This window comes from Methylobacterium nigriterrae (genome assembly GCF_037106235.1).
GTDB lineage: Bacteria > Pseudomonadota > Alphaproteobacteria > Rhizobiales > Beijerinckiaceae > Methylobacterium > Methylobacterium nigriterrae.
This window is the reverse complement of the sequence record NZ_JBAWTG010000038.1, coordinates 15770-41870: the sequence shown is the minus strand read 5'-3', so window position 1 is coordinate 41870 and position 26101 is coordinate 15770. Positions and strand designations below refer to the sequence as shown.

At 71.7% G+C, this 26101-nt stretch carries 21 protein-coding genes; 11 read left to right on the top strand and 10 right to left on the bottom strand.

Translation table 11 applies throughout. The annotated features are described in order from the left end of the window. Window positions 1-2: 2 nt before the first annotated feature. The 3 genes from trpC to WDW90_RS19490 form a co-directional block, all read right to left on the bottom strand. Window positions 3-833 (bottom strand): indole-3-glycerol phosphate synthase TrpC, encoded by an 831-nt coding sequence (gene trpC, locus WDW90_RS19500; RefSeq protein ID WP_336489117.1) that lies wholly within the window; start codon window positions 831-833, stop codon window positions 3-5. 9 nt (window positions 834-842) lie between these two features. Further along, a complete protein-coding gene (gene trpD / locus WDW90_RS19495) occupies window positions 843-1856 on the bottom strand; it encodes an anthranilate phosphoribosyltransferase (protein ID WP_336489116.1) in 1014 nt (337 codons plus the stop codon). 61 nt (window positions 1857-1917) lie between these two features. Further along, on the bottom strand, window positions 1918-2532 hold the full coding sequence (locus WDW90_RS19490) for an anthranilate synthase component II (RefSeq protein WP_336489115.1): 615 nt from the start codon (window positions 2530-2532) through the stop codon (window positions 1918-1920). Window positions 2533-2839: 307 nt separating this feature from the next. Between WDW90_RS19490 and WDW90_RS19485 the strand changes: the two genes are divergently transcribed. Beyond that, window positions 2840-4528: a methyl-accepting chemotaxis protein gene (locus tag WDW90_RS19485; RefSeq protein ID WP_336489114.1), complete on the top strand. Its 1689-nt coding sequence runs from the start codon at window positions 2840-2842 to the stop codon at window positions 4526-4528. A gap of 266 nt (window positions 4529-4794) precedes the next feature. Here the strand turns inward: WDW90_RS19485 and trpE are convergent, their stop codons facing one another. Together trpE and WDW90_RS19475 are read right to left on the bottom strand one after the other, a co-directional pair. Beyond that, on the bottom strand, window positions 4795-6309 hold the full coding sequence (trpE, locus tag WDW90_RS19480) for an anthranilate synthase component I (protein WP_336489113.1): 1515 nt from the start codon (window positions 6307-6309) through the stop codon (window positions 4795-4797). Between the two features lie 5 nt (window positions 6310-6314). After that, window positions 6315-8216, bottom strand: coding sequence for a peptidylprolyl isomerase (locus WDW90_RS19475; protein ID WP_336489112.1), 1902 nt, complete (start codon window positions 8214-8216; stop codon window positions 6315-6317). A gap of 225 nt (window positions 8217-8441) precedes the next feature. Here WDW90_RS19475 and tpiA point away from each other — a divergent pair, with 225 nt between their 5' ends. The 6 genes from tpiA to WDW90_RS19445 all read left to right on the top strand — a co-directional run bounded on the left by tpiA (window position 8442) and on the right by WDW90_RS19445 (window position 14399). Beyond that, window positions 8442-9203 (top strand): triose-phosphate isomerase, encoded by a 762-nt coding sequence (gene tpiA, locus WDW90_RS19470; RefSeq protein ID WP_336489111.1) that lies wholly within the window; start codon window positions 8442-8444, stop codon window positions 9201-9203. A gap of 162 nt (window positions 9204-9365) precedes the next feature. Continuing rightward, window positions 9366-9809 (top strand): preprotein translocase subunit SecG, encoded by a 444-nt coding sequence (gene secG, locus WDW90_RS19465; RefSeq protein WP_336489110.1) that lies wholly within the window; start codon window positions 9366-9368, stop codon window positions 9807-9809. Between the two features lie 160 nt (window positions 9810-9969). Next, the gene (gene pyrG, locus WDW90_RS19460) at window positions 9970-11598 is read left to right on the top strand and encodes a CTP synthase (protein ID WP_336489109.1); all 1629 of its coding nucleotides are present in this window, start codon (window positions 9970-9972) and stop codon (window positions 11596-11598) included. Between the two features lie 85 nt (window positions 11599-11683). Then, entirely contained in the window at window positions 11684-12136 is a 453-nt protein-coding gene (locus WDW90_RS19455) for a DNA polymerase III subunit chi (protein ID WP_336489108.1), read from the top strand. 305 nt (window positions 12137-12441) lie between these two features. Further along, window positions 12442-14019, top strand: coding sequence for a S10 family peptidase (locus tag WDW90_RS19450; RefSeq protein ID WP_336489107.1), 1578 nt, complete (start codon window positions 12442-12444; stop codon window positions 14017-14019). Window positions 14020-14042: 23 nt separating this feature from the next. Then, on the top strand, window positions 14043-14399 hold the full coding sequence (locus tag WDW90_RS19445) for a hypothetical protein (protein ID WP_336489105.1): 357 nt from the start codon (window positions 14043-14045) through the stop codon (window positions 14397-14399). Window positions 14400-14414: 15 nt separating this feature from the next. On the opposite strand, the gene WDW90_RS19440 is transcribed toward WDW90_RS19445, so the two are convergent. Further along, window positions 14415-16229, bottom strand: a complete 1815-nt coding sequence (locus tag WDW90_RS19440) for a hypothetical protein (protein ID WP_336489104.1) — start codon at window positions 16227-16229, stop codon at window positions 14415-14417. Between the two features lie 215 nt (window positions 16230-16444). On the opposite strand from WDW90_RS19440, the gene WDW90_RS19435 reads away from it, so the two are divergent. The 3 genes from WDW90_RS19435 to WDW90_RS19425 all read left to right on the top strand — a co-directional run bounded on the left by WDW90_RS19435 (window position 16445) and on the right by WDW90_RS19425 (window position 19682). Continuing rightward, window positions 16445-17953 (top strand): NAD(P)/FAD-dependent oxidoreductase, encoded by a 1509-nt coding sequence (locus WDW90_RS19435; protein ID WP_336489103.1) that lies wholly within the window; start codon window positions 16445-16447, stop codon window positions 17951-17953. Window positions 17954-18061: 108 nt separating this feature from the next. Beyond that, complete coding sequence (locus WDW90_RS19430) at window positions 18062-19354, top strand: PQQ-dependent sugar dehydrogenase (RefSeq protein ID WP_336489102.1); 1293 nt, start codon at window positions 18062-18064, stop codon at window positions 19352-19354. A gap of 7 nt (window positions 19355-19361) precedes the next feature. After that, window positions 19362-19682, top strand: a complete 321-nt coding sequence (locus tag WDW90_RS19425; RefSeq protein WP_336489101.1) for a c-type cytochrome — start codon at window positions 19362-19364, stop codon at window positions 19680-19682. 140 nt (window positions 19683-19822) lie between these two features. Here WDW90_RS19425 and WDW90_RS19420 read toward each other — a convergent pair whose 3' ends face one another. From WDW90_RS19420 to WDW90_RS19405, 4 genes are all read right to left on the bottom strand, one after another. Beyond that, window positions 19823-20962, bottom strand: coding sequence for a GNAT family N-acetyltransferase (locus tag WDW90_RS19420; protein ID WP_336489100.1), 1140 nt, complete (start codon window positions 20960-20962; stop codon window positions 19823-19825). Beyond that, window positions 20959-22308, bottom strand: coding sequence for a lipopolysaccharide biosynthesis protein (locus tag WDW90_RS19415; RefSeq protein WP_336489099.1), 1350 nt, complete (start codon window positions 22306-22308; stop codon window positions 20959-20961). The genes WDW90_RS19420 and WDW90_RS19415 overlap by 4 nt, the downstream gene beginning before the upstream one ends. Window positions 22309-22651: 343 nt before the next feature. Continuing rightward, a complete protein-coding gene (locus WDW90_RS19410; RefSeq protein ID WP_336489098.1) occupies window positions 22652-23590 on the bottom strand; it encodes an SGNH/GDSL hydrolase family protein in 939 nt (312 codons plus the stop codon). Beyond that, entirely contained in the window at window positions 23587-24678 is a 1092-nt protein-coding gene (locus WDW90_RS19405) for an OpgC family protein (RefSeq protein WP_336489097.1), read from the bottom strand. The genes WDW90_RS19410 and WDW90_RS19405 overlap by 4 nt, the downstream gene beginning before the upstream one ends. 230 nt (window positions 24679-24908) lie before the next feature. Between WDW90_RS19405 and WDW90_RS19400 the strand changes: the two genes are divergently transcribed. After that, window positions 24909-25910, top strand: a complete 1002-nt coding sequence (locus tag WDW90_RS19400) for an SDR family oxidoreductase (protein WP_336489096.1) — start codon at window positions 24909-24911, stop codon at window positions 25908-25910. Window positions 25911-26101: the final 191 nt, after the last annotated feature.

Sequence of the window (26101 nt, the reverse complement as noted above, 5' to 3'; positions counted from 1 at the left end):
GCTCAGGCCGCCGCTTCGTCGCCGAAGAGCAGACGTCTCGTCGCCGCGGTGACATCGGCCTGCCGCATCAGGCTCTCGCCGACCAGGATCGCATGCAGCCCAGTCTTGCGAAGCCGCAACACATCGTCGTGATTCGAGATCCCGCTCTCTGCGACCGGAAGGCGGTCCGGCGGAATGCTGGGTGCAAGCCGGATCGCGGTGTCGAACGATACTTCGAAAGTCTTCAAGTTGCGGTTGTTGATCCCGATCAGCCGCGTTCCGAGCGGAAGGGCACGGGCCATTTCCTCGGCGTCGTGCACTTCAACCAAGACGTCCATTTCAAGGTCGTGCGCGGTCTCCACGAGATCGGCGGCCTCCGCGTCGTCGAGGCAGGCCATGATGACGAGGATGCAATCGGCGCCCCAGGCACGGGCCTCGACGACCTGATAGGGCTCGAACAGGAAATCCTTCCGTAACACCGGCAGGCTGCAAGCTTCGCGCGCCGCGCGCAGGTATTCCGGCCGTCCCTGAAAGGACGGTTCGTCGGTCAGTACCGAGAGGCAGGTGGCGCCGCCCGCTTCATAGGCGGCCGCCAGTGCGGCCGGATCGAAATCCGCGCGGATCAGCCCTTTCGAAGGCGACGCCTTCTTTACCTCGGCGATCAAAGCTGGCCGGCCCGCATCGACATGGGCCTTGATGGCATCGGCGAAGCCCCGTGGTCGTGGCATCTTCGCGGCGCGGGCCTCCAGCGTCGCGAGCGGCGTCCGAAGCTTCGCTTCGGCAATCTCGCGGCGCTTGTAGGCTTCGATTCGGGCGAGCACGGTCTGGGCGGCTGTCTCTGCGGTCTCGGACATCGGAAACCCTCACGCGTTCGAGACGGTGACAAGGCGGCCGAGCGTCGCCCTTGCCGCGCCGGAATCGATGGCATTTGAGGCGCGCGCCACGCCGGTGGCAAGCGTGTCGGCTGCCCCGGCGACGACGAGCGCCGCCCCCGCATTCAGAACGGCGATGTCCCGGTAGGCGTTGCGCGCACCGTCGAGAACGGCCTGGAGAGCGCGCGCATTGTACTCCGGATCACCGCCGCGCAGATCTTCCAGTGCCCGGAGCGGTAGGCCGACCTCGCGCGGATCGATCGAGAAGCGCACAATATGTCCATCCTCGAATGCAACCACCGATGTCGGTCCCGTCACCGTTATCTCGTCGAGGCCGTCCGCGCCGTGGACGGTCCAGACGCGGCGGCTGCCCAGTTCCGACAGGACCCGCGTCAGCGGCTCGGCCCAGGCCTCGGCCGAGACGCCGAGCACTTGGTGTTCAACGCCGGCCGGATTGGCCAGGGGGCCGAGCAGGTTGAAGATCGTGCGTACGGGAAGTTGCGTCCGCACGGGCGCGACGTGCCGCATCGCGCCGTGATGCGTCTGCGCGAACATGAAGCACAGGCCGGCCTCCCGCAGGCAGCGGGCAAGGGAGTCCGGGCCGAGACCGAGCCGCACCCCGAGCGCGGCCAGGACGTCGGCGGCGCCGGAGCGGGAGGTCGCGGCGCGGTTGCCGTGCTTGGCCACCGGCACGCCGCAGGCCGCCGTGACGATCGCCGCGAGGGTCGAGACGTTGTAGCTGCCCGAATGGTCTCCGCCCGTGCCGACGATGTCGACCGCCCCGGCGACCGGGGGCACGGGCAGCATCCGCGCCCGCATCGCCTCGACGGCGCCGATGATCTCGTCCTGCGCCTCGCCGCGTACCTTGAGGGCGATCAGGAAGGCCCCGGCCTGGACCGGCGTGACCTCGCCGGACAGGAGGTCGTCGAAGGCGGCGCGCGCCTCTGAGCGGTCCAGCGCGAGACCGGAGGCGACCTTCGCAAGGTACGGCTTGAAGGAATCCATTCGCCCGGCGCGCCTGAAGCGATGAGGGAGGGGCGCGGGGCCGCCCCCCGATACTCACGCGTCAATGCACGTCGGCGGGCCGCTTGTCACGCTCCGCGTTCCAGTCCGCGGCGATCTCGAGGAAGTTGCGCAGGATCCGCGACCCATGATGAGACAGGATGCTCTCGGGGTGGAACTGGACACCGTGGACCGGCAGACGGGTGTGCTCCAGGCCCATGATCAGGCCGTCGGCCTCGGCCGTCACGCTCAGGCTCTCCGGGCAGCGGGCACGGTCCACCACCAGCGAATGGTATCGCGTCGCCTCGAAGGCGTCGTTGAGGCCCCGGAAGATGCCGCCCGAGCGATGCCGGATGGTCGAGACCTTGCCGTGCATCGGGCTCGGCGCCCGCACGACCTCGCCGCCGAAGGCCTGCCCGATCGCCTGCAGCCCCAGGCAGACGCCGAAGATCGGGATCTCGCCGCTCAGCGCCCGCACCGCATCGAGACAGATCCCCGCCTCGTTCGGGGTGCAGGGGCCCGGCGACAGCACGAGAGCGCCGGGCTTGCGCGCCCGGATCTCGGACACCGTGATCGCGTCGTTGCGCGCCACCGAGATCGACCCGCAGAGGGGCCCGATCAGGTGGACGAGGTTCCAGGTGAACGAGTCGTAATTGTCGATGACAAGGACGTCGGGCATCGGCGCGGTTCCCATGGGGCGGGTCTGACCGGAGATGCCGGCCGGGTCAAGGGCAGCGCGCGTCGACGACAACCAGAAATTTCGGCATCGTCCGAGGCTTCCCCGTCGCGCGATGCGGGACGGTCCTCGTCCCTGGAGATTTTCAATTCTTCTTGCGCAAATATGGCTCTGAAATTGGTCGAAAATAGTCTCGAAAACATCTCTTTGGCGATCAGGGAGAGGCGAATTTTAATTTGTTTTTATTCATAGGAAGCAACGATCAAGACGCTGATCCCGGCATTTGGCTCGAATCCAAACGAGACAAACCATGAAATTCCTGCACGATGCGCGCGTCCTCGCCAAGATCGCGATCCCCCTGGCCGTCACCGTGCTGCTCACGATCGGCCTGGTCCTCTACGCGCGCGGCAGGCTCGAGGTGCTGTCCGGCGACGCGCAGCGGATCGTCGACGTCCAGGTCGGCCGCCTGGAGAATCTGATGCGGGCCGCCCTCAACGTCACCGAGGCCACGGTGCTCGATCGGAACATCGTGATCGAGACGCGCGCGGCCGAGATGGCCGGCTTCAAGCAGCGGCAGGACGTGGCCAAGGCCGCGGCCCTCGAGGCCACCGACCGCCTGATCGCGCTCGCCGAGACGCCCGAGCGGCGCGCCGTCATCGAGGGGATGCGCCGGTCGATCGAGGAGTATTTCGCGATCCTGGACCGCTCGACGGCGCTCGGCCTGAAGAACGAGAACGAGGCCGCGATGACGATCACGCGGAGCGAGGGCCAGCCCGCGCGCCGCAAGCTGCGCGAGGCGCTGAACGCGCGCGTCGAGCTGCTGGCCAAGGAGCTGCTGGACGCCAAGGCAACGGCGGCCGAGACGGCCGCGACCGCCGGCGCGACCCTGATCGCGGCCTCCCTCATCGGGCTCCTGATCGCGGTGGCGCTGGCCGGGGCGATCGTGATCCTCGCCATTACCCGCCCGCTCGGCCGCATGACCACCGCCATGGGCCGGCTCGCCGGCGGCGACCTCGATGTCGCGGTCGAGGGCGCGCAGCGGCGGGACGAGGTCGGCCAGCTCGCCCGGGCGCTGTCGGTGTTCAAAAACAACGCCGTCGAGGCGCGCCGGCTCGCCGCTGTCCAGGCCGAGGAGGACGCCGCCAAGATGCGCCGCGCCGAGCGTCTCGACCAGCTCACCCGGACGTTCGAGACGACCGCGACCGGCCTCACCGACGGGCTCGCGGTCGCCGCCACCGAGATGGAGGCCACCGCCCACGCGATGACGGGCATCGCCGATCAGACCAACCATCAGGCCGTCGCCCTCGCCGCGGCCTCCTCGCAGACCTCGGGCAACGTCCAGACCGTGGCCTCGGCCAGCGAGGAGCTGTCGATCTCGATCCAGGAGATCGCCCGGCAGGTCTCCCGCTCGGCCGAGATCGCGGCCGCCGTCGCCAGCGCCCGCGAGACCGACGAGACGATCCAGGCCCTCGCCTCGACCGCCGAGCGCATCGGCGACGTCGTTGCGATGATCTCGAGCATCGCGGGCCAGACGAACCTGCTCGCGCTCAACGCGACCATCGAGGCGGCGCGGGCCGGCGAGGCGGGACGGGGCTTTGCCGTCGTCGCCACCGAGGTCAAGGAGCTCGCCGCCCAGACGAGCCGGGCCACCGACGAGATCTCCGGCCAGATCGGCGCCATCCAGGGCGCCACCCGCGGCGCGGTCGCGGCGGTGCGGAGCATCGGCGAGACCATCGCCACCATGTCCGACATCTCGACGCAGGTCGCGGCCGCGATGGAGCAGCAGGGCGCGGCGACCCGGGAGATCGCCCGCAACGTGCAGGAGGCCGCCCGCGGCACCGAGCAGGTCAGCGGCAACGTCGGCGAGGTCCGGAAGGGCGCGGGCGAGACGGGCTCCGCGGCGAGCCAGGTCCTCGGCGCAGCGCGCGAACTCGCCACCCACTCGGACACGCTGGGCCGGACGGTGCGCAGCTTCCTCGGCGACGTCAAGGCGGCGTGAGCGGGCCTCGCCCGCGACGCTCGCCTCGCGCGGACCGGGGGAGGGCGGGGTCCGAATTCCCTGCCTCATCCCGAGGTGCCGCAGCGGAGCGGAGGCCTCGAAGGAGGGCGCGAGCACGTGCAGGGGCCGCTGGATCTCTCCTTCGAGGCCGCCGACGCGGCACCTCAGGATAAGGTCGCGGGTCGGTGCGCTCACCCGCACCGAAGGGATCGGCCGGCGATGGTATCACCGATGCGCTCTCGCGCACCCTTGGATCCGACGCCCCGCTACTGCCCGCGCCGCGCCTGTGCGGCGAAGCGGACGGCGTCCTCGGCGGCGCGGAACAGGGCCTTGGCCTTGTTGACGCATTCCTGCTGCTCGGCGGCCGGATCCGAATCGTAGACGATGCCGGCGCCTGCCTGGACGTGCATGCGGCCGTCCTTCACGATCGCGGTGCGCAGGACGATGCAGGTATCCATCTCGCCGCGCGCCCCGAAATAGCCGATGCAGCCGCCGTAGGGGCCGCGCTTCTCGCGTTCCAGCTCGTCGATGATCTCCATCGCCCGCACCTTGGGCGCGCCGGAGACCGTGCCGGCCGGAAAGCCGGCCGCCAGCGCCGCGAGGTTGTCGTGAGCCGGGTCGAGATCGCCCTCGACGTTCGAGACGATGTGCATCACCTGGCTGTAATATTCGAGGAAGAACGAGCCCGTGACGGTGACGCTGCCGAGGCGCGAGACGCGCCCGACATCGTTGCGGCCGAGGTCGAGCAGCATCAGGTGCTCGGCCCGCTCCTTCGGGTCGGCCAGCAACTCCTCGGCGAGCGCCCGGTCCTCGGCCGGGGTGGCACCGCGCGGCCGCGTGCCAGCGATCGGCCGGATCGTCACCCGGCTGTCGCGCACCCGCACGAGGATCTCCGGGCTCGAGCAGACCACCTGGAACGCCTCGAAGTCGAGGTAGCACAGGAAGGGCGCCGGGTTGGTGCGCCGGAGCGAGCGGTAGAGCGCGAAGGCCGGCAGGGTGAAGGGCGCCTCGAAGCGCTGCGACAGCACCACCTGGAAAATGTCGCCCGCGACGATGTACTCCTTCGCCCGCGCCACCATGGCGGCGTAGTCGGCGGGCGGCGTGTTCGAGACCGGATCGGGCCGGGCGACGTCCGAGAGGTCGGCCCGCGCCTCGATCGGCAGCGGGCCCTCGAGCGCCGCCGCGACCCGCTCCAGGCGCGCCTGGGCCGCCTCGTAGGCCGCGCGCGCGCCGATCCCGGGGGTCGGCCGCACGGGGCTCACCACCGTGATGAGGTCGCGCACCGCGTCGAACACCACCATCACGCGCGGCCGCACCAGGACCGCGTCCGGCACCCCGAGCGGGTCCGGGTTCGGCTCGGGCAGGCGCTCCATGGCCCGCACCATGTCGTAGCCGAGATAGCCGAACAGGCCCGCCGCCATCGGGGGCAGGTCGGCCGCATCCTCGGGCCCGATCGCGTTCTCGGCGATGAGCGCGCGCAGGCTGTCGAGGGGCGCGCGCGCGTCGGCCTCGAACTGCGCGAGGTCCGCGTCGCGGGCCAGCGCCGGGCGGCCCTCCCGGCAGCGCCAGATCAGGTCGGGGTCGAGGCCGATCATCGAGTAGCGCCCGCGCACGGCGCCGCCCTCGACGGATTCGAGCAGGAAGGCCGGGCCGGCATGGCAGGCCCGCAGCTTCAGGAAGGCCGCGACCGGGGTCTCCAGATCCGCGACGAGGGTCAGGTTGATCAGGGCCGGCCGGCCGGCCTCGTAGCCGGCCGCGAAGCTGTCGTAGGCTGCGTCCATCGGGCTCAGTACTCGCCGCCGATCGCGCGGCGGAAATTCGTCTGGTTGACGCTGACGCCCGCGCTCTTCTGAACCTCCGCGATGAACTCGCCGAGCACGTCGTCGGAGAGCGCGGTGCGGAAGTTCGCCTCGATCGCCTTGTCGGTCTGCGAGCCCGGCACGAAGGCCGGCATCGTCGCGGCCATCACCTTGTAGACGGCGCGCGCGTCGCCGGAGGCGGCCGAGCCTGCCTTGTCGACGTTCGTCGCGAAGATGCGGTTGATGATGTCGGCGGTGAGGTCGCCCTTCGGCTGGTTGCGGGCGAGGTCCTCGGCCTTCTGCACGGCGATCCCGGCCTCGGCGGCGAGCGCGTCGATCGCCTCGCCCTTGTCGAGGCGCTCGGACAGGTCCTTGCCCTTCGCCGCGAGGCGGCGCGCCGTCTCGGCCGACTTCCAGCCCGCCGCCACGGGGTCGCGCACCTCCGCGAGCGGCTTGTCGTGGGCCGGGTCGATCCGGGTCACGTCGTACCAGACGTAGCCGCCGGTCTTGGTGCGCAGGGGCTCGTTGTCGCCGCCGATCTCCGAGCGGAAGGCGGCCGCGAGCGTGGTGTCGGCGTCCGGGATCCCCTCGACGGTCCGGCCCTGCGGATCCTTGCCGAGCGAATCGACGGCGGCGACCGACACGAGCGGGAGGTTGCGCTCCCGCGCGATGTCGGCGAGCGGCTTGGCGCTCGCGCGCTGGTCCTCGACGGCGTCGTGGATCGTGTCGATGCTGTCGCGGGCGCGCTGCAGGGCGAGCTGCTTGCGGATCTCGGGGGCGACCTCGTCGAAGGGCTTCAGGGTCGCGGGCTCGATCGCGGTGACGCGCAGGAGCACCGTTCCGAACCGGCCCTTCACGGGCTGGCTGACCGCGCCCTGCTGCAGGGCGAAGGCGGCGTCCGCCACTGCCGGGTCGAACAGCTCGGCCTTGCTGAGCGTGCCGAGCGAGAGGTCCTTGGCGTCGGTGCCCCGCTCGATCGCCACGGCCTCGAACGGCTTGTCGCCGCCCTCGATCTGCTTGCGGGCGGCTTCCGCCGCGGACTCGTCGGGGAACACGATCTGCTGGATGGTGCGGCGCTCCGGGGCGCCGAAGCGCTCCTTCTGACCCTCGTAGACCTTGCGCACCGCGTCCTCGCCGACCTCCTCGGGCTTGGCCAGCGCGTCGGGATCGAGCACGAGCAGGTTGATGCCGCGGTACTCGGGCGCCCGGTAGGCCGCCGCGTTGCCCTCGTAATAGCTCTTCAGCTCCTCGTCGGTCGGTGCCGGGATCTCGCCCGCCGCGGAGGCCGGCAGCATCAGGTAGGCGGCGGCGCGCCGCTCGGTGGAGTAGCGGTGCACCGCCTCCCGCAGGGCCAGGGGCACCGTGATGTCGGCCGCGACGGCCTCGGCCAGCTGCAGACGGGCGATCACGGCGCGCTGCTCGCGCACGAACATGGCCTCGTTGAGCCCCGCCCGCTGCAGCGTCTGGTAGAAGAGCTGCGGATCGAACCGGCCCTCGGCGTTCTGGAAGCTCTTCTCGTCGTGGATCGCCCGCAGCACCGCGGCGTCCGACACGGCCAGGCCGAGATCGTGCGTCTTCTGGTCGAGGGAGGCTTCCGTCACGAGCTGCGAGAGAACCTGGCGGTCGAGGCCGAGCGCGCGGGCCTGATCGGGGGTGAGATTGCGCTTGAGCTGCTGCTGGTAGCGCTGCAGCTGGTTCTGGTAGGCCGCGCGCACGGCCTCCGCGGAGATCGGCGTCCTGCCGACCGTGGCGACCGCCGTGGAGGAGCCGCCCCGGAAGAATTCCTCGACGCCGAAGATCGCGACGCCCGCGATGAGCAGGGTGAAGACGATCGTCATCACGATCTTGCCGAGCCAGTGCTGGCTGGCGTTGCGCATGTTCTGGAGCATCGGAAGCGCTCGGGCACCAATTATGCGGAGCCGCCCGGGCGGGGCATGGTGCGGGACATCCGCACACCACACATCTCGCCGAGGCGGGACCGGTCGATCAGGGTTGCCCGCGATAGACCATCCGCGCCCCCGCGCAAAGGCCGTGCGGCGGCCCGTGCGGCGTTTGCGCGCCCAAGCTTGCTCTGGTAGGCCGCGGGGCGACGTTTGCGTAGCGATGAGGATGACATGACGAGCGAGGTGCGCCGCCCTCTGGTTGCAGGCAACTGGAAGATGAACGGCACCCGGAGCTCGATATCGGTGGTTGAAGGCGTGCGCCAGGGCCTCTCGCCGGAGCTCGCCGAGCGCATCGACGTGCTGATCTGCCCGCCCTCGACGCTGATCGCCTCCTGCGTCGCGGCGGCCTACGGTTCGGCCATCGCCATCGGCGGCCAGAACCTGCACGCGAAGCCGAACGGCGCCTTCACGGGCTCGATCTCGGCCGAGATGCTGGCCGATCTCGGCGCGCGATACGTCATCGTCGGCCATTCCGAGCGGCGCGCCTATCACCACGAGACCGACGACGGCGTGCACGCCAAGGCGCTGGGCGCCCGCCGCGCGGGCCTGTGCGGCATCATCTGCGTGGGCGAGACCAAGGAGGAGCGCGAGCAGGGCCGCCACCTCGACATCGTGCGCGCGCAGCTCGCGATCGGCGTGCCGAAGGGCGCGACCGCGGGCGACACGGTGATCGCCTACGAGCCGGTCTGGGCGATCGGCACCGGGCTGACCCCAACGCCGCGCGACATCGCGGAGGTGCACGCCTCCCTGCGGGAGATGCTGGACAAGCTCGTCGGCGCCGAGGCCGAGAAGATCCGCATCCTCTATGGCGGCTCGGTGAAGCCCGCCAACGCGCGCGAGCTGATGTCGGTGGAGAACGTCGACGGCGCCCTCGTCGGCGGGGCGAGCCTCGTGGCCGAGGACTTCCTGGGCATCTGCGCGGCCTACGCCTGACGCGGGCCCGCCGCGGCGCCGGCGCGGTTGGCGGCGGGCCGCAACTGGTGTAATGGCCGGCCCGGTACGAGGCCCGCGCTGTTCCCGCCGGGCCCGCCGCACGCGTTCCGTTGCCGTTGGGGTGCTCCTTGGCGACCGCGCGTGCCGTTTTGCGGAATTCCGATGCAGACCGTCCTGATCGTCGTCCATCTCCTCATCGTGCTCGCGCTGATCGCCGTGGTGCTGCTGCAGCGCTCGGAGGGTGGGCTCGGCCTCGGCGGCGGCGGCAGCGGCGGCGTCTCCGGCTTCATGACCGGCCGCGGCCAGGCCAACGCGCTGACCCGCGCCACGGCGATCCTAGCCGCCCTGTTCTTCGCCACCAGCATGACGCTGGCCGTGCTCTCGCACCGCTCGGCGGCCCCGAAGTCGATCCTCGACGGGTCGGGCGCGGCCGGCACCGCGCAGCCGGCCGGCGGCCAGCCCGCCCAGCCCAATGCCGACAACCTCCTCGACACGCTGCGCCAGCAGGGCGGATCGCAGCCCGGGCCCGCCGCGCCGGCGGCTCCTGCGCCGGCTCCCGCCGCCCCGGCCCAGCCCGCCGTGCCCGAGGCCCCGCAATCGCGCTGACCCTCCGCGGCGCGGGGGCGAGCCTCGGCTCGCGTCCGCGCAACGATTTCCGCTTCACCATCAAGGCCGTAACCTTGCGTTGCGCGGTCCACAAGGATCGCGCGGCGCGGGCGTTTTGCGGTTTGGCAAATCACCGAGCATTCGTTAAGGACCGGGGCCCATGACGCGGTACGTCTTCATCACCGGCGGCGTGGTTTCATCGCTCGGCAAGGGCCTCGCCTCGGCGGCGCTCGCGGCGCTCCTGCAGGCGCGGGGCTACAAGGTCCGGCTGCGCAAGCTCGACCCCTACCTCAACGTCGACCCGGGCACGATGAGCCCGACCCAGCACGGCGAGGTCTTCGTCACCGACGACGGCGCCGAGACCGACCTCGACCTCGGCCATTACGAGCGCTTCACGGGCGTGCCGGCGACCCGCGCCGACAACATCACCACGGGCCGGATCTACCTCGACATCATCACGCGCGAGCGGCGCGGCGACTATCTCGGCGCCACCATCCAGGTGATCCCGCACGTCACGAACGCCATCAAGGCCTTCGTGCTGGAGGGCAACGAGGCCTTCGACTTCGTGCTCGTCGAGATCGGCGGGACCGTCGGCGACATCGAGGGCCTGCCCTTCTTCGAGGCGATCCGCCAGCTCGGCCAGGAGCTGCCGAGGGGCTCGACCGCCTTCGTGCACCTGACGCTCCTGCCCTACATCCCCTCGGCCGGCGAGCTGAAGACGAAGCCGACGCAGCACTCGGTCAAGGAGCTGCGCTCGATCGGCATCCAGCCCGACATGCTGCTCTGCCGCTGCGACCGGCCGATCCCGGCCGACGAGCGGCGCAAGCTCGGCCTGTTCTGCAACGTGCGCGAGACGTCCGTCATCGAGGCCCGCGACGTCGAGTCGATCTACGACGTGCCGCTCTCCTACCGGGAGGCCGGGCTCGACCGCGAGGTGCTCGCCCATTTCGGCCTCGATGCCGCCGCCGAGCCGAAGCTCGAGACCTGGCGCACCATCTCGGAGCGCGTGAGGAATCCCGAGGGCGAGGTCTCGATCGCGATCGTGGGCAAGTACACGGGGCTGAAGGACGCCTACAAGTCGCTCACCGAGGCGCTCACACACGGGGGCATCGCCAACCGGGTGAAGGTCAACTTCGAGTGGATCGAGTCCGAGGTGTTCGAGCGCGAGGACCCGGCGCCGTTCCTGGAAGGGCTCAACGGCATCCTGGTGCCGGGCGGCTTCGGCCAGCGCGGCGCCGAGGGCAAGATCCGGGCGGCCCGCTACGCCCGCGAGCGCAGGATCCCGTATTTCGGCATCTGCTTCGGCATGCAGATGGCCGTGATCGAGGCGGCGCGCTCGCTCGCGGGCATCGAGAACGCCAACTCGACCGAGTTCGGCGAGACGCCGGAGCCGGTGGTGGGGCTCCTCACCGAATGGCTGCGCGGCAACGAGCTGGAGCGCCGCGCGGCGGCGGGCGATCTCGGCGGCACGATGCGGCTCGGCGCCTACAAGGCGAGCCTCAGCCCCGATTCGAAGATCGCGCAGATCTACGGCGCCACGGAGATCTCCGAGCGCCACCGGCACCGCTACGAGGTCAACATGGCCTATCGCGAGCGCCTGGAGGCCAAGGGCCTGCGCTTCTCCGGCACCTCGCCGGACGGGCTCCTGCCCGAGACGATCGAGCACGAGGGGCATCCCTGGTTCATCGGCGTGCAGTTCCACCCGGAGCTGAAGTCGCGCCCCTTCGAGCCGCACCCGCTGTTCAAGGGCTTCGTCGCGGCCGCGATCGAGCAGAGCCGGCTCGTCTGAGGGGGGTGCTGCGACGCTCGGTCCGGCGCTCGGGCGGCGGCCTTGCGCTACAATCCGGGCGGGCCAGACCTATCTGTCGGGAACCGTGACCGAGATCCTGTTCTACCACATGCAGCGGCAGCCCCTGGAGAAGGTGTTGCCGAACCTCGTCGAGCGCTCGCTCGAGCGCCGGTGGCGCGCGGCGATCCAGGCCGCGAGCGAGGAGAGGCTGCAGGCGCTCGACGACCACCTCTGGACCTACAGCGACGACAGCTTCCTGCCCCACGGCACCGATCGCGACCCCGACGCCGCGAGCCAGCCGGTGGTCTTGACGCTGCGCGAGGGCAATCCCAACGCCGCCTCGATCCGCTTTCTCGTCGAGGGCGCCGAGCTGCCGCCGGATGCGGGCGATTACGAGCGGATCTGCATCCTGTTCGACGGCAGCGACCAGGACGCCCTCCTGCGCGCCCGCGAGCAGTGGCGCGAGGCCAAGGATAGCGGCCACGCCGTCGCCTACTGGCAGCAGGACGAATCCGGGCGCTGGCAGAAGAAGGCCTGAGCCCGCTCGAGAGGATTCCGATGAGATCGCCTGTCCCAGCTTTCGCCGTGCGGATCCGTCGGTCGGTCGGCGCCGGCCCGTCCCGCGTCCTCGCGGCCTCGGGCCGCGAGGCCCCTGCGGGGCTCGTCGCCTCGGTGGCGGGCGCGACGCGCCCCCTCTCCCGTTCGGGAGAGGGTTGGGGTGAGGGATGCGACCATTCCGGACAGGGCGAACCCCTTACCCGGTCCGCTCCCGCGGGTTCGACCTCTCCCGTCCGGGAGAGGCGGGCGCGGCGCGGATCGGGCGCGCGATCGGCGAAGGCCAGGGTGCTCGCCGCGGCCCTCGCGCTCGTTACGTCCGCTCCGCTCCCGCTCGCCGCGCAAGGGTCCCCGCAGGGTGGTGCCGCGGCCGAGGCGCGGCGGGCGCCGGAGCGCGGCCCCGAGGGACGCAAGCTCCCGCCCGATTCCGTCACCGAGCACAGCGTCGCGCTGCTCGACGGGCGCAAGCTCGACTTCACCGCGACCGCAGGCAGCCTGCCCCTCGTCGACGAGGCCGGCAAGCTCCAGGCCGAGATCGCCTACATCGCCTATACCCGGCCGCCCCGGCAGGGCGAGGCGCAGCGTCCCGTCACCTTCGCGATCAATGGCGGGCCGGGCGCGGCCTCGGCCTACCTCAACATCGGGGCGATCGGCCCGTGGCGGCTCCCGACCGACGGCGGCAGCATCAGCCCGTCGCAGCCCGTCTCCCTCGTCGCGAACGACGGCACCTGGCTCGACTTCACCGACCTCGTCTTCATCGATCCCGTCGGCAGCGGCTACAGCCGGGCGGCGGACGGCGACAACAAGCGCTACTGGTCGATCGACGCCGACGCCTCGGTGCTGGCCGCGGCCATCGCCCGCTACCTGCGCGTCAACGAGCGCATGGGCGCGCCGAAATTCTACGTCGGCGAGAGCTACGGCGGCTTCCGCGGCCCCCTGATCGCCTCGAAGCTGCAGGAGGATGTCGGCGTCGGCTTGTCGGGGCTCGTCCTGCTCTCGCCGGTCCTCGATTTCGGCTGGCTGCAGCCGCCGCGCACCAATCCCTGGGGGCACGTGACGCGGCTGCCCTCTTTCGCGGCGGCGGCGCTGGAGCGGGGCGGGCGGGCGCCGAACCGGGAGACGCTCGCCGATACCGAGCGCTACGCCACGGGCGAGTACCTGGCCGACCTCCTGAAGGGGCCGGGCGACGCGGCCGCGGTGGCGCGGCTGTCCGAGCGCGTCGCGGCGCTCACCGGGCTCGACCCGGCCTTCGTGCGCGCACAGGCCGGGCGTCTCACCGCCCACAGCGTGCAGCGGGAGATCGACCGGGCCGGTGGGCGTGTCGCCAGCGCCTACGACACGGGCGTGACTGGCTGGGACCCGGACCCGACCGCTCCGCATTCGGGCTTCGAGGACCCGCTGCTCACCGCGATCCAGGCGCCGCTGACGAGCGCCATGATCGAGCTCTACGCCCGCGAGCTGAACTGGCGCGTGCCCAACATGCGCTACGAGCTCCTCAACGGCGCGGTCAATCGCGGCTGGAACTGGGGGACCGGCCGCAGCGCGCCCGAGGCGGTCGGCGCGCTGCGCGGCGTGCTCGCCCTCGACGGCAACCTGCGGGTGCTGGTGGCGCACGGCTTCACGGATCTCGTGACGCCCTATTTCGTCTCGAAGCTCCTGATCGACCAGCTCCCCGATTACGGGTCGGACAAGCGCCTCGGCCTGGCCGTATACCCGGGCGGCCACATGTTCTATTCACGCCCCGATTCCCGCGCCGCCTTCCGGCGCGACGTCGCCAACCTCTACGCGGCGGCGCTGAAGTCGCGGCTGGCCATCGAGCCGAAGGCCGGCGCGCCGCGGACCGAGAGCCCCAGGGACATGCCGTGACCGCAAGAGTTCCTCCCATCCCGATGCGCGCCGCGGCCATCCTCGTCGTCGCGGGCCTCGGTGCCTGCACCGGCACCGAGGAGAGGCGGGCGCCGGTCGCGACCGCGGTCAGGCCCGCGCCGCCGCCGGCGGCCCCGGCCTATACCGGGCCAGTGCTCGGGCCGGACGGCAGCTGCACGGGGCCCGCGCCGACCGGCGCCGCGGCGATCGAGCCCGGCATCGGCGAGTGCGACCTCGTTCGGCTCAAGGGCAAGCCGCCGACCGACGTCCTCGTCGGCGAGGGCCGGGCGGGCCGCGAGGTGCAGGTGCTCTACAACGAGCCCGGCGCCAAGGAGCTGTACTTCTTCGTCAACAACCGCCTCGACCGCGTGGTGAAGTAGGCGCCGGCCCGCGGGTCAGCGGAGCGGCTCGGCTGCCTCAACCCGCGTCGGTTCAAGAACCCGCCAGATCTTCAGATTCGTGCCCGCCACGGGCACGGGCTCGAGCCAGTCCGCCGCCGCCGTGCCCGCCGCGAGGCGGGTGGCGAAGGCCGGCTCGGCCCCGAGATCGGCGGCCGGGTGCCCCGGGCAGGCGACGAGGTAGGTGGCGCCGCGCGCGGCGACGTGGCGACGCAGGTCCGCCTCGCTCCCGCCGAGGCCCTCGATCGCGGCGCGCAAGCCGGCGCTCGCCCGGTGATAGGGTGCGGCGACCACGCTGTGCGGCGTGTGCAGGAGGATCGCCGGGCCCATGCGCACCAGCGCCAGCACGGTGCCGGGCGGCAGGGCGGCCAGCGGCGCCACGGCGGCGTGGGACTGGCAGGCCGAGCCGTCGGGCGCGGCCTCGGGCTCTCCGATCAGCGCGGCGGCGCTCACCGCAGCCACCCAGGCCGGGCTCAGCAGGGAGGCGGCGAGGAGGCAGCCGCCGATCCGCGCCCGCAGGGCGGCCTGGGCCGAGGCGAGGCCTGCGGCGGCGCGCTCGAGCGCCGGGCCGGCCACGAGCGGGACGAAGCCCGAGGCGAGATAGGTCCCGCGGAACTGCACCCAGCCGAGGACGAGGCCCGGCCATAGGAACAGGCAGGCGACGAGCGCGAAGCGGCGGGTTTCCGCCGGGCCCCGCCAGGCGGCCCAGGCTGCCGCCAGGGCGGCGGCGGCGAGCGGCCCGTAGAAGGCCAGCACCTCCCATTGCCCCCGGGCGAGGTAGGCCGGGACGGGGATCATCTCGTTGACGGTCAGCAGCCACCGCTCGCGCACCAGATCCGGCATGTCCGGGAAGGGCCCCCCGAGGCAGGACGGGAAGAGGACCGCGAAGCCGAGGCCGATGCCGGCGCCGAGGAGAGCCGCAAGTCCGAGCCGGGAGCCGGGACCGGACAGCCGGGCGTCGAGCAACGCGCAGGCCAGGGCCGCCGAGAGGCCGCCGCCCGCGAGCCAGAGCCAGGGCGGCGAGAGCGCGTCGCAGGCGCTCGCCGTCCACAGCGCGGGTGCCGTCTGGGCCGCGAACAGGAGCGGCGCCGCGAGGCCGAGCCCGAGACCGAAGCCGACGAGCGCCGGCAGCGCGGCGCGGCCGCGCAGCACCCAGTCGGCCACGAGGAACAGGGCCGCCGGGCCGAGATAGGGCAGGCCTTCGAGGCCGATCGCGAGCGAGATCGCGGCGAGCACGCCCGCGAGGGCGCCGGCGCGGGCGCCCCCCCGCAGGATGCAGAAGCCGAGACCGAGCATCGCCACGAGCTGGAGGTTGTGATGGTCGACCCGGCCGGGTGCGAACTGGACGGTGACGCCGATGGTCTGCAGGCCCGCCAGGACCGCGCATGCCGCCGCGCGCGGGCCGAGGCTTCCCCGCATTCCGGCGTGGAGGATGAGGGCGTAGGCGCCGAGCAGGACGGGCGGCCAGAACGCCGCCGTCAGCCCTTCCGCTAAGTGGCGCCCGACCAGCGGCGTCAGCGCGAGGATGAGGCCGGCCAGCGGCGCGTCGACGAGGCGCGACCAGTGGCTCGGCACGCCGGCGGGCGGCAGGAAGCGGTGCTGCGTGTTGTCGAACCAGCCCTGTCCGGCCATGAGGTCGCGCACGCCCGCGAGCCGCATGGCGTCGTCGGGGTCGCGCACGCGCAGGTGGTCGATCGTGCCGAGAATGTCCGCGAGCGGGAACAGGGTCGCGGCCGAGACGGCGACGGCCAGCCACAGCACGACGCGCGGATCGATGCGCGAGGCCGGGACGGCGGGCGAGCGGGCGCTCACGATCGCACGCCTCCGGCGGCTCCCGCGCGCCCGCTCGCCTTCCCGCCCATCGCATCTCTCCGAGATCGGGGGCCAAGCTTGTCGGGATGCGGTTAAGGATGGGTCAAGCGCGGCCGGGCGCGGCTGGAGCGCTTCCTTAACCATCCGCGGGGCAGAATTTCCTCGCGCGGGCCTCACGATAGGGCCAGGCGCCGCGTTGCGAGCCGGAGCGGCGGATGAGTTACCACACCGAGACGCTGGTTATCGGCGCAGGCCCGGCCGGGCTCACGGCCGGATACCTGCTGTCGAAGCACGGCCGCGATGTCCTGGTGCTGGAGCGCGATCCCACCCAGGTCGGCGGCATCAGCCGCACGGTGGCGCATAACGGCTACCTGTTCGACATCGGCGGCCACCGCTTCTTCTCGAAGTCGAAGGCCGTGGTCGACCTCTGGGACGAGATTCTGCCCGACGATTTCATCGAGCGCCCGCGCCTGTCGCGGATCTACTACAAGGGCAAGTACTACGCCTATCCGCTCAAGGCCTTCGAGGCGCTCGGCAATCTCGGCATCCTGCAGAGCGCGGCCTGCGTGCTCTCCTACCTCTACGCCCGCGCCCGTCCGATCCCGGAGGCGAGGAGCTTCCACGACTGGGTGCGCAACCAGTTCGGCGAGCGCCTGTTCTCGATCTTCTTCAAGACCTACACCGAGAAGGTGTGGGGCATGTCCTGCGACGCGATCTCGGCCGACTGGGCCGCGCAACGCATCAAGGGGCTCGACCTCGGCGCCGCGATCCGCGACGCGCTCACGCGCTCGCTCGGGCTGAAGGGCAGGGCGGGGCGCAAGCCCGGCGAGCCGGTGATCAAGACGCTGATCGAATCCTTCCGCTACCCGCGCCGCGGCCCCGGCATGATGTGGGAGGCCGCCGCCGCGCGGATCGCCGACCAGGGCGGGCGCGTTCTCCTCGACCGGGGCGTGGACGGGCTGAGCTACGATTCCGGCACCGGCATCTGGACCGTCTCGGTCATCCGCGGCGACGGCTCGCGCGAGACCTACACGGCCCGGAACCTCGTCTCCTCCGCCCCCGTGCGCGACCTCGTGGACGCCATCAAGCCGCGGCCGCTCAGCACCTTCAACGCCCGCGCCCTGCAATACCGCGACTTCCTCACCGTGGCGCTGATCGCGCGGTCGCGGGCGGACTTCCCCGACAACTGGATCTACATCCACGACCCCTCCGTCATGGTCGGGCGCGTGCAGAACTTCCGCTCGTGGTCGCCCGAGATGGTGCCGGAGGAGGGCTTCACCTGCCTCGGGCTCGAGTATTTCTGCTTCGAGGGCGACGGACTCTGGGCCTCGTCCGACGCCGACCTCGTGGCGCTGGCCAAGGCGGAGATCGGCCGGATCGGTCTGATCGCGCCGGAGGAGGTGGTCGACGCCTGCGTGGTGCGCCAGCCGAAGGCCTATCCGGTCTACGACGATGCCTACCGGGACAACGTCGCGACCGTGCGGCTCGAGCTCGAGCGGGACTTCCCGACGCTGCACCTCGTCGGCCGCAACGGCATGCACAAGTACAACAACCAGGACCATGCCATGATGACGGCGATGCTCACCGTCGAGAACATCCTCGCGGGGCACCGCCGCCACGACGTCTGGCGGGTCAACGAGGATGCCGAGTACACGGAAGCCGGCGTGTCCGGGGCCGACGAGGCGCTGGCGAGCGAGCGCCTGGTGCCGCGCAAGGTGGCCTGACGAAAAGTTCAGCCCGCCGCGTCACCCGCGGCCCTTGCCGCTCCGCTTGCGCGGCCTATCACTCCCCGGGACCGCCCGGCCTCCAAGGGCGGCCTCGGGAGGATCTCCATGCGATTGCCAGCCCTCGCCGCGCTCCTCGCCGGCGCCGCCCTCGCGCCCTGCCTCGCGGCGCCCGCCCTCGCGCAGGGAGCGGCCCCGGCCGCCACGAAGGCCAAGGCCGACGACCTCGAGAAGCTGCAGAACTTCCAGAGCACCGGCACCGCCGCCGCGCCCGAGATCCCGCAGACGGGCAAGCGCGCCGACGCGATCCGGCGCATCCTCGGCAAGGTGAAGCTGCCCGAGGGCTTCAAGATCGACCTCTACGCCATCGTGCCGGACGCCCGCGCCCTGGCGATCGGCCCGAATGCCGGCGTCGTGTTCGTGGGCACCCGCAAGACCAAGGTCTACACGGTGACCGACCGCGACAAGGACAGGGTCGCCGACGAGGTGCGGGCCTTCGCGCCGGGCATCGACTTCAAGGTGCCGAACGGGGTCTGCTTCTCGCGCGACGGCGTGCTCACGGTCGTCGAGCAGAACCGGGTCCTGGCCTTCCCGGCCGCGGAGTTCTTCTACGAGAACCCGGACGTCGCGGCGGGCGTGCTGGTCAAGCAGGGCGAGCTGATCCCGGCTTCCGAGGAGAGCTACAACCACACCGCCCGGGTCTGCCGGGTCGGGCCCGACGGCAAGACCTACATCGCGCTCGGCCAGCCCTACAACGTGCCGCCCCAGGACAAGCTCGAGCTCTACGCCCGGACCGGCGTCGGCGGCATCATCCGGATGGATGCGGACGGCAAGAACCGCGAGGTCTACGCCACCGGCGTGCGCAACTCCGTCGGCATGGATTTCAGTGCCGCCGACAAGGCGCTCTGGTTCACCGACAACCAGGTCGACGGGATGGGCGACGACAAGCCGCCGGGCGAGCTGAACCGCGCCACCAAGGCGGGCGAGAATTTCGGCTTCCCCTGGTTCGGCGGCGGCCACGTCCGCACCACCGAGTACAAGGACGCGACGCCGCCGAACAACGTCGTGTTCCCGCAGGCCGAGCTGCCGCCGCACGCGGCCGATCTCGGCATGACCTTCTACAACGGCAAGATGTTCCCCGAGAAATACCGCGGCGGCATCTTCACGGCCGAGCACGGTTCCTGGAACCGCACCCAGCCGATCGGCGCCCGCATCATGTTCGCGCCCGTCAACAAGGACGGCACGGCCGGCCAGCCGGTGCCCTTCGCGGAAGGCTGGCTGACGGGCGACGGCGAGTATCTCGGCCGCCCGGTCGACGTGGCGGTGCTGCTCGACGGCTCGCTCCTCGTCTCCGACGATACAGCGGGGGCGATCTACCGCATCTCCTACGAGGGGAAGTGATCCCGCGATGCTGCGCGCCGCCTGCCTGAGCCTCGCCCTCCTCCTCGCCGCCGGCGCCGCCCGGGCGGGCGACGCGGCGGCAGGCCGCAAGCGGGCGGTCGCCTGCCAGACCTGCCACGGGATGGACGGGCTCTCGAAGCTGCCCGAGGCGCCGAACCTCGCGGGCCAAGTCGAGCCCTACCTCGTCAAGGCGCTGACCGAGTACCGCGACGGCACCCGCAGGAACGAGATCATGAACGTGGTGGCGAAGGAGCTCTCCGACGCCGACATCGCGAATCTCGCGGCCTATTACGGCGGCCTGCAGATCGAGGTGCTGCCGCCGGGGTGAGAGGACGCGGCGGCGAGCCGATCCGCCTTTGATCATGCTGCGTTCCGACCGGATCGGCGAAAACGCAGAAAACATGACCGGTTCAATCAGTTAGAGCATGCTCTGAGCGAGAAGCCGTTGCCGCTTTCTCGCAGCATGCTCTAGCGCCGCCGCAGCACGCGCTTCGCCTCCGCGCGGGCCGCGTGCTCGAATCGGGCGAGGCGCAGGCGGCGATCGAGCGGGAGAGCATTGCCCGGCGGCACCGCGATCACCTCCGCGATCATCTCGCGCTCGCGGTAGAGGCCTTCGAGGACCGAACCCGACAGGGTGGCGGAGTCGAGGCGGTCGGCGAAGGCGGTCTCGTGCAGCGCCCGCACGATGCCGGCCTCGAGGATGAGGCCCGGGGCCTGCGCCCGCTGGCTCTCGTCGAACGCGGTCTTCAACAGCGTCGCGGTGCCGCCCGCCACGAGCGCGAGGCTGACGGCGATCGGCCGGCCGTCGAGCCGCAGGATGTCCGCGCGGGGGCTCACCGGGCCGCCCGCCTGCGCGAAGAGCGCGCGGGCGAGCGCCGCGCTCTCCGGCCGGCAGGCCATGGCGGTGCCGGCCGCACCCTTCCAGCCCGCCCGCTCCAGGGCCAGGAAATCCTCGACCGCGCCCGCGAGCGCGTCGCCGCTCGTCGCCGTCTCGAAGGCGACCTGGCCGGCCTCGGCGAGGCGCCGCTCGCGGCGGCGCAGATCCTTGAAGCGCGACCGGTGCGGATGCCCGTCGAGGAAGGCGTCGTGGCTCGCCCGGCGCTCCAGGATGGGGCGCCCGAACGCGGCCACGCGTCCGCAGGTCCAGCCGGCCTCCCGCATCGCTGCGAGGAGGGCCTGCCCGAGCCGCGTCTCGACCGGCAGGAGCCGCCAGCGCCAGGCACGGCCGCCGGATGCGGCGGCGAGGCCGGCGACCAGGGCGGCGAGGGTGGCCGCAAGGTCCTCGTCGTCCGCCACGAGGGGCGGCGTCGCGGTCACGAAGGGCGACAGGAAGGGCTGCGCGACGAGCCCGCCGAGGCCGCTCAGATCGCGGCGCAGGCGGTAGGGCAGGGCGGCAGCGAGCCTGCCGCCGCGCCGCACGGTGACGATCCGCAGGTCGTCCGGTGCCAGCCCCGCCGCCCGATGCGCCGCGATCGCGCGCCGGCTGAAATGCGGGTGCGGGTCGCAGGCCCGGGCGACAAGCCCGTCCCAGGCGTCGGCCTCGCGGGCAAGGGCATCCGCCTCGACGATCTCGACCTGCGCGGATGCGGCGCGGGGCAGCGCAATCATCGCGCGGCCCCGATCGATTGGCGGGACCAGACCGGCGTGGCGAGACCATGGACCGCTCTCGCGGCGACGGCCGTCGCGAGCCCGCGCAGGATTGTCGCGCCGGCGAGCGCGAGCGCGGCGCCGACGAGCCCCAGCCAGGGGACCAGGACCGCACAGGCCGCGGCGGCCAGGGCCAGCATGCCGGCGGTGATGCCGGCGCAGAGGCGCTCGCCGCCGAGCATCGTCAGGAGATCCTCGCCGGGCCCGAACAGGCTGGCGACGATGCTGCCGGTGATGAGGATGGCGAGGATCGGCAAGCTCTGCTCGAACTCGGGCCCGAACAGGGCGAGCAGCCACGGGCCGGTCAGCATCGCCGCGAGGCCGACCAGGGCGGTTGCCAGGAAGGTGGCCTGAGCCTGCCGGCGCACGAGTTGCTGCAGCCCGCCCCGGTCGCCGCGGGCATGCAGGGCGCTGAAGCGCTGGGCCGTGGCGGCGGAGGCGGCGAAATGCACGAAGACGACGAGTTGCTGGATGCGGGTCGCGGCGAAGTAGATGCCGACGGCGGCGGCCGGCATCAGGAAGCTCAGCACGATCACGTCGACGAACAGGAAGCCCGCGCTCGCCAGGTCACCCGCGGCGATGGGCAGGCAGGCGCCGAGCCAGGTCCGCCAGCGGAACTGGCGGGGCCCGCGCGGCAGCGTCCGGCGCAGGCCCGCCAGCACCGCGACGCCCTGCATCAGGGCAGTTCCGGCCGTGGCGAGCAGCGTGCAGACGACCGCGACCCAGGCTTCCGGCGGGGCGCCGAGAAGGACCGCCGTCGCCATCAGGACCATGATCAGGCCCTGCCGGATCAGGTAGGGCGGCGCGATGGCGAGAACGGCCCAGTTCTGGCTGCGGGCGACGCCTTCGAGATAATCCTGCACGGCGAAGAGCGGCAGAAGCAGCGCCGCGATGAGGATCGCGGACCCGTAGGGCGAGGCCAGGACCGTGCCCAGCCCCCAGACGACGGCGAGGCCGGCCAGCGTGACGAGGATCGCGGTCGCGAGCGTCACCAGCGCGCCGGCGGCCAGGAAGCCGCGGGCGGCGGCGAGGTCGCCGTGCTGCTGATGCGCCGGCAGGAAGCGGCAGGCGCCCTGCGACAGGCCGAGCGTCGAGGAATGTCCGATGATGGCGGTCCAGACCCAGACGGTCGCGAAGATGCCGTACTCGGTCTTCCCCATCAGGCGCGCCATCAGAACCTGCGCGGCGTAGGCGAAGGCCGCCCCGGCGATCCGGATGGCGAAGACCGCCAGGGCCGCCCGCGCCGCGCTCGTGCGCATCACCCTGAGGCGGCCGAGCGCTCTGCCGAGAGTCAAACCCGCTGCCATGATGGCCCCGTGCGGATTCTCCCAACGAGAAATTCGCAGGCAGCCCGACGCCCATCCTTATCGGCGGCACACTTGCGAGAGCGTAAACGCCTCACGGGGGCTCGTATTGCGCCCGCCGGGCGACCGCTCTCCGGCCGGACGGCGAGCCTCCGGGCTCGCTGCGCGGCGATGAAACGCCCGCGCGCGGTTCGAGAGCGTGGTCTGTTCGAACACTCGTCTTTCCGCGCCGCGGCGTGCGCGGCCGATGATCGGGAATGCCGCGCGGCTTCAGCCTGGCCCCGTGCGCGCCACGGATGGGTCTTCCCGCGTCACGGCGCGGGCATGGCGGGCGATCGAGCGCGGCTCAGTGCGCGTCGGGCGTCGGGTTCACCTGCGGTCCATTTCCGGGGGCCGCCCGCGCCGCACCCTCGCGCGTGGGGGCGGCTGAGGCGTCCGGCTTGAGCACGGCGCCGGCCGAGCCCGTGGTGTCGGGCTGCAGCAGAGACAGGGTGATGGCGCGGGTGACGTGCTCGGCCATGCAGCGCAGGCCGAGGTCGTTCAGGCGGAACTGCCGGCCGAGCATGTGGCCCTCGCTCTTCTCCGCCCGGCCGGAGAGATAGCGCATGGCCTCGTAGCGCTGCACCAGCGGCACGCCCTCGCGGGCCGCGATCTCCTGCACCTTGCGCACGATGCTGCTGTAGTAGACGTCGTCGGCGAGGCTCGCGGTGTAGAGCGGATCGACCAGGACCACGTCCATGTCGTGCGACTTGATCCACTTCACGGTCTCGTCGAGGGCGTCCCCGAAGGCGTCGAGCTCGACCCGGGCGAGGGCGTCGTGCGTGCCGACCTGCCAGACCACGAGGTCGGGCTCGACATCCGCCACCATGGTGCGCAGGCGCTCGGCCGCGCCGGAGGCGATCTCGCCCTGCAGGCCGCGGGCCTCCACCACGACGTCGACGTCGGGCAGCGAGCGCTCCAGCGCGGTCTCGAGCTTCATCGGGTAGGTGGCGGAGGCTCCGGGGCCCGCCGAGGTCGAGCCGACCGCCAGCACCCGTACCGGCCGGTTCTCCTTGAGCGCGGCCTTGACGGCCTTGAGCTTGGCGAGCGTGTAGAGCTTCGAGCCCGGAACGCGGCATTCGGGGGAGAGGCTCGGATCGAGGGCCTCCGTCCCGGGCGCCGCGGCCGCGGTCGGCGGCGAGACGATGGTGGGCTTGGCCTGGGCCGGGGCCTCCTGCGCGCCCGACGGGCCGAGGCCGAGCGCCAGCAGCGCCGCGGCCGCGCCGAGCCTCCTCGACCATCTCATGCCCGGGCCCGTGGCTTTCGGGAGCGCCATTCGACGAACCATGCGACGAAACCCAAGGCGAGTACGCCGGAACTGATGACCAGAATATCAACCAACAGGCCGCCGCCCGTCCAGAAGCGCAAGAGCTGGCCGCCCAGGCTGAGTACCGACCCCATCGAGAACACCGCGAGCGAGTTTCGCCCGAGCCTGGATAAGTAGTTCACCACCGGCCCGATCCGCGGTGCAAGAACCGGATACACGGCGTGAAAGGCGAGCAGCACCCCGATGAAGTGAATCAGGCGTGCCGGTGAGAGATAAGTCTTGTCGAAGGTGAAAATAAGGCGCGGCTCGGGGACCGAGAGCGGGTCGGGACGCAGGTCGAGCACCGAGAGCACGATGCCGACGATCACGATCACGATGCCCGCCGGGATCAGGCGCCGCGCCCACAGCGTCAGGGTGCCCGATTGCCGGCTCCAGTCCTGCAGCACGAAGCCGAGGACGAGGAGGAGCTGCCAGCAGAGCGGATCGAAGAACCAGTCGCCCTGGCCCGGCCAGGACGGCAGGTTCCATTCCTCGACGAGACTCAGGAGGTAGAGTCCGCCCGAGAGCGCCAGCGCCGCGATCCGGCTCACGCGCGCCAGCAGGATGAAGACCGGGGCGATGCCCAGCAGCACCACGTAGAGGGGCAGGATGTTGAAGAAGCCGAGCTGGTGGGTCAGCAGCACCACGCCGACCACGGTCTGGATCGGGTCGGCGAAGAAGGTGCCCGCATTGTGCCATTCGAGGATGAGCGGGTTGTCGAGCAGCAAGGCCGTGCCGGCGATCATCGCGAGCGCCATCAGCATCACGGTGAGCTGGGCGCGGTAGACCTCGATGGTGCGCGACAGGAGGCGCAGCACGGATTTGAGGCGCGGCTCCGGCATCCCGTCTCGCCCGCGCGTCGCGATGCCGATCGACCAGCCGGCCAGGAACACGAACAGCTCGGCCGCGTCCGAGATCCCGTACTGCGAGTAGGTGTAGCGCTCGAACGTGTTTCCCGGGATGTGATTGACGAAGATCGTCACCAGGGCGAGCCCGCGCCAGAAATCGATCGCGTTCGGTTCCCGCATCGGGGGGGACAGCTCCGGACTTGAGGGCGGGCGGCGGGCGTTTCGAATCGGGGGCGCGCCCTGATACGGCGCCGGCTGCCGAACTGCAAAGGTCCCCATTCGGGGGATGCGGCCGGCTCCGGCCCGCCGCTGCCGCAATGGTCGCAGATGCCTTTTGCAACTTGCGAGCAAGTTCCGGGTTGCCGGAGCGGCCCGGGACCTCCCGGCTCCCTCCGCCGGAGATCTCGCGCGTGCATGCCAAGAAGCCTCTCAGCGAGCAAGTCATCGTCGTCACGGGCGCGTCGAGTGGCATCGGGCTGACGACGGCGCAGATGGCGGCCGAGCGCGGCGCGCGCGTGGTGCTCGCCGCCCGCAACGGCGCCGCGCTCGCCGAGGTCGAGGCCGCGATCACCGCGAAGGGCGGATCGGCCGTCCACGTGATCGCGGACGTGGGCGAGCGGGCGGACGTGGAGCGGATCGCCGCCCGCGCCGTCGCGGCCTTCGGCGGCATCGACACCTGGGTCAACAATGCGGGGCTGACGATCTACGGGCGCCTCACCGACGTCCCCGATGCCGACCACGAGCGGCTCCTGCGCACGAACCTCTGGGGCACCGTGCTCGGCTCGCTCGTCGCGGTGGAGCAGATGAAGGCGCGGGGCGGCGCTCTCGTCAACGTCGCGAGCGTCGCCGCCGACCTCGCCTTCCCGCTGCAGGGCATGTACTGCGCGAGCAAGCACGCGATCCAGGGCTTCAGCGACACGCTCAGGATGGAGCTCCTCGAGGCCGGTACGCCCGTGAGCGTCACGCTGATCAAGCCCGCCTCGATCGATACGCCGCTGCCGCAGCATGCCCGCAACTACACCGACCGCGAGCCGAAGCTGCCGCCGCCCGTATACCCGCCGGCCGAGGTCGCGGAGGCGATCCTCAGCGCGGCCGTGAACCCGCGGCGCGAGATCTACGTGGGCGGCGCCGCGCGCGCGATGTCGGCCTTCAAGTCGCTGGCGCCCAATACCTACGACCGCCTCGGCCCGGCCATCTCCGCCCTGCAGCGCCGCAGCGAGAGGCCGCGCGATCCCGAGGGCGCGCTCTACGCCACCAAGCCGGACGGGCGGGCGCGCGGCGACCATCCGGGCTACGTGATGCGGCGCAGCGCCTACACGCGCGGCAGCCTGCACCCATTGCCGACCGCCATCCTGGCGGCCGGCCTGAGCGCGGCCGCCGCGATGATCCTGCGGCGCGGCCCGCGGCGCTGACGATGAAGCCGGCCGGGGCCGGCGCCATGGTCCGGATCTGTACTGAAAATGATGTCTTGGCCGGTGTGTCGCGGGCGGCTCACACTGTAGTCGACGGACCTCGCCGTCATGCAACGACGAAGGTCGGCACGCCGCGCACGAAGCAGTCAGTGAATCCCCGTCCCGTGGCGTGAGTGAAATTCCTTTGCACT